Genomic DNA, 3,680 nt, shown 5'->3' on the forward strand with positions numbered 1-3,680 from the left:
TCGAGGCGCTCAAAAATCGCGATGCTCGCATCGTTCGAAGGCGAGAATTTCTTGTTCATAGCGGCAATCTCCTTGCTCATTGGGCGAACTCTTCGGATCGGCAGCCTGCGTAAGCGGCGTTTATGTTGTGGGATTGGACAACTAAGTCCCGTGTCATGAATCTAGCAGCGTCAAATGAGCGGTTTGCGCGAATTTACACCTACAAACGCAGAAGATAGGCGTCTTTCCACCAATCACGCATAAGATCGGCGAATTTGCGCATCGAAAGGGGGCATTCCTCGCTCTGATCAATGTGGTGGGGACGCTACTCTCGTGACCAAAAGAGTAATGGATGAAGTTACCAGTGCCCACGCGGAAGTGCGGCCATCAACCCGCGCATGACAGCCTGATCGACCGTCGTCTCAGGACCCACCGCGTCCCCGTGCCATCCAATCCAATAAAGATGAGTAACCTGCGACAACGACGCCTGCGCGCTGGAAGGGTTAGCTTCAGTTTCCGAAGCGCGCAGCATCAGCAACCCGGTTCGACGTTGTCGCCGAACATAGGAAGTGCGCCATCTCGTCCGTGATCGACAACGGGGCGCTTTTTTGCCGACAGCCGTCGCCGCCGCTTTTAAGCGCGGTTAGAAAGAAATCGCCCCCTTCCTGCGCGCCTGTAGGGTTAATTCGCGCAAACGGTCATTTGACGCTGCTACGTTTGTAAAGGGCTCGCCCATTCCGTAATACAACGCCGCCCGCGAGCCATGGCTGCAGGGCGCCCAAATCGAAGGAGTTCCCCCTATGAATGATGTGACCCTCGCGAACTATTCAGCCCCCGACCTCCTCCAAGGCTTTAAGACACGGGAGTTTTCCCCGGTAGAGACTCTCGAAGCTGTCTTGGCGTTCATCGATCGAGTAAACCGATCCTGAACGCGTTTGCCCTAGTCGACCCCGATCGGGCGCACCGCGGTGCGCGCATCTGAGGATCGATGGCCCCCACGACCGTCAAGGTTACGACCCTCATGCATGTTGGCGATTTACGAAGCTGACACGGCGTGTCCGGCTGTACACACTCTTCAGGGCGCGGCGAAGAAATGAGAATTGGAACTCGATGGAGACCCGTAGATGATACATAATACCCATCTTACTGAAGCTGAGGTGGCGCGTGACATTGGCTACGTGTCGATGAAGGACGGAACGCGCATTGCCTACATTTCATATCACCCGAAATCTGGCCGTTATCCGAGCGTCTTCTTGTATTCCCCATACACAGCGAGTTTCGCACCTTTCGAGGTGGCGAAGCCATTTCTCGAAGCCGGCTACGCTTTCGTCGGCGCCAATTTTCCCGCGACGGGTTGTTCTGAAGGTATTATCGACTATTGGTTTGACCAGAAGGAAGGAATTTATGGAGCCGAAGTGGTGGAATGGATTGCCGAACAGCCGTGGAGCGACGGCAATGTTGGGATGATCGGCAATTCATCCGCCGGCACCGTCCAATTCTGGGTCGCGGCAGAACAACCTCCTCATTTAAGGGCCATCGTAGCGAGCGGCGTCGAAGACGCCTACGAGGATTGTTATTCCCTAGGCGGAATGCTGCAGCTCTCAACATTACGATGGTCTCTTGACAGTGAGTTCGTTTCTCAGACTGAGGGAGTGGAGGGCCGAATTAGCGCGGGCGATACTGAGTGCGTCGTAATTCGCGGAGGCGACAGACAACTCGTTAAACGTTCATTCTTCAACGAAGTTCGAAGACACCCACTAAAGGACGAGTGGTGGGATTCAATCTATTTGGCCCGCGATGAGGTCGCCGGCAAAGCCGCTGTGCCAACTATGCTTATTGCCTCATGGCAGGACACCTGCGGCGGGGCGGTCAGGGAAAGTGCTCGCCTATTCACTCAGTTGATGCCGAACGTGGAGCACAAGAAACTTGTGCTGATGAATGGGGATCATGGGATTGGTGCTCCCGGGCCAAAGTGTTATGGCCTTGTCGACGCTGAGCGGATGAAATTCCTGGACCGCTGGGTGAAGGGCGTTGAGAATGGACTAGAACACGAATTGCCGGTGACCGTCTATTGGGAAGTCTGGGAGCCCGATGGAGATCCCAAGAAGTCGGTTGCGGGTTGGGTTACAAGACACAAGACTTGGCCAGAACCGGCAGTCGAGCGCCGCCCATACTATCTCACGGCCGAAGCCAGGATCTCGCCTGACAGACCCGGTGCTAGCCCGAGCGAGGGCTCCCGAGCCTACCTCTACCCGTCCGGAGCAGAACTCTACGGATGCAATCAGCAATTCGCCATCCAGCCGTCAAAGGGAGGGGTGTTGAATTACCGAACGGCGGCAGCGACTTTAGATATCGTGTTGCTTGGAAACCCGGAAGTAACGCTATATCTCAGTATCGACAATGGAGATGACGCAGACCTGGAGTTAACGTTGAAGGACATCAATCTTGACGGCGACGTACTGTTCCTCCAATCAGGCCTGCTGCGCGCTTCGCTTCGCGCAATCGACGAAAAGCGCACCTATTCTGACGAAGTTGTTCATTTATTTCGCAAAAGCGATAAGCTCGTGCCGGGTGAGATCTATGAGATACGAATGTCGCTTTTGTCACCGATCGCTCACGTGGTCCGACAAGGGCATAGCCTTGAGCTGACCATCGGCGCTCCCAATCCTATCTCCAAGCCCGACATCGGCAGCATTCCGACCGGCGCTGTATCCATTAACAGGGTCTATCACTCGGAGACATATCCTTCGAAAATCCTCCTTCCGATTATTCCGGAGGCGCAAGCGCACGCGCCCGCACCTGAATGGGGCACGCAGCGAGCTCAGCCGTGTCGAAAAGGAACTGAGTTTGTGCCCGGCGGACTGCCGATTTGTTAACCGACGACCCATCAGACGCGGACCTCGCACTTGAGTATCGCTTCCCTTCGTCAGCGCCTGACCGGCAAGCGCATCGCGGTTGCCGTTGGCGTCTCGCCGGCCACTTCAGCCGGGTTCGGCGTCACCGTTTTGCGCGTTATGACCGACAACGGCCCTTGCTACACAGCCTTCGGCTTCCGCGATGCCTGCCGTGAACTCGGCCTCCACATCCGCACCAGACCATACCCCCAAAGACCAACGGAAAGGCCGAGCGCTTCATCCAGACCGCGCTGAGGGAATGGGCTTACGCCCGTGCCTCAGATCGGCGGGCTCAAGACTTCCGGTCTGGACCCACATTCACAATTGGCACAGGCCGATGGCAGCCTAAGCTCTAAGCTGCCATCAGTCGCGTCGTTCACAACAAGGACAACCGCTGAGATGGGATGGTTGCCGCCCTCCCAGACGGCATCGCCGTGTCCAAATTGGTGTTTCACCAAGCGGAGAGGACGGCAATATGAAGAATACGATGATTGGGGTGGATTTAGCAAAGATGTAATCGTGCTCCACGGCGCGTCGATGAACGGCCATGTGAAGTTTCGAAAGAAGCTGTCACGCCTCCAGTTTCAGAAGTTCATGACGGAGCATCCGTCGGCAGTGGTTGTGATGGAAGCCTGCGGCAGCGCCCATTACTGGGCTCGGGAGATGACCAGGCCGGGCCATGAGGTGAAACTGATCGCGCCGCAATATGTGAAGCCGTTCGTAAAGCGCCAGAAGAACGATGCCGCCGATGCCGAGGCGATTGTGATTGCGGCCCAGCGGCCGGAGATGCGATTCGTCGAGCTGAAA

The 3,680-nt window shown here is 56.2% G+C and carries 1 protein-coding gene and 2 pseudogenes; all 3 read left to right on the top strand.

From position 1 onward, the window contains the following. The first annotated feature begins 1,103 nt into the window (after positions 1-1,103). Positions 1,104-2,855 (top strand): CocE/NonD family hydrolase, encoded by a 1,752-nt coding sequence (locus AC0L2Z_RS34965; RefSeq protein WP_473630589.1) that lies wholly within the window; start codon positions 1,104-1,106, stop codon positions 2,853-2,855. Between the two features lie 108 nt (positions 2,856-2,963). After that, positions 2,964-3,236, top strand: a pseudogene (locus AC0L2Z_RS34970) (integrase core domain-containing protein); the annotation flags it as partial. 36 nt (positions 3,237-3,272) lie between these two features. Further along, positions 3,273-3,680: pseudogene (locus AC0L2Z_RS34975) on the top strand (hypothetical protein); the annotation flags it as partial.

The organism is Mesorhizobium sp. WSM4850, from assembly GCF_055811735.1.

Excerpts from the sequence above, each read along its gene's own strand:
- AC0L2Z_RS34965 (WP_473630589.1), top strand. The coding sequence starts at position 1,104 with ATGATACATAATACCCATCTTACTGAAGCTGAGGTGGCGCGTGACATT.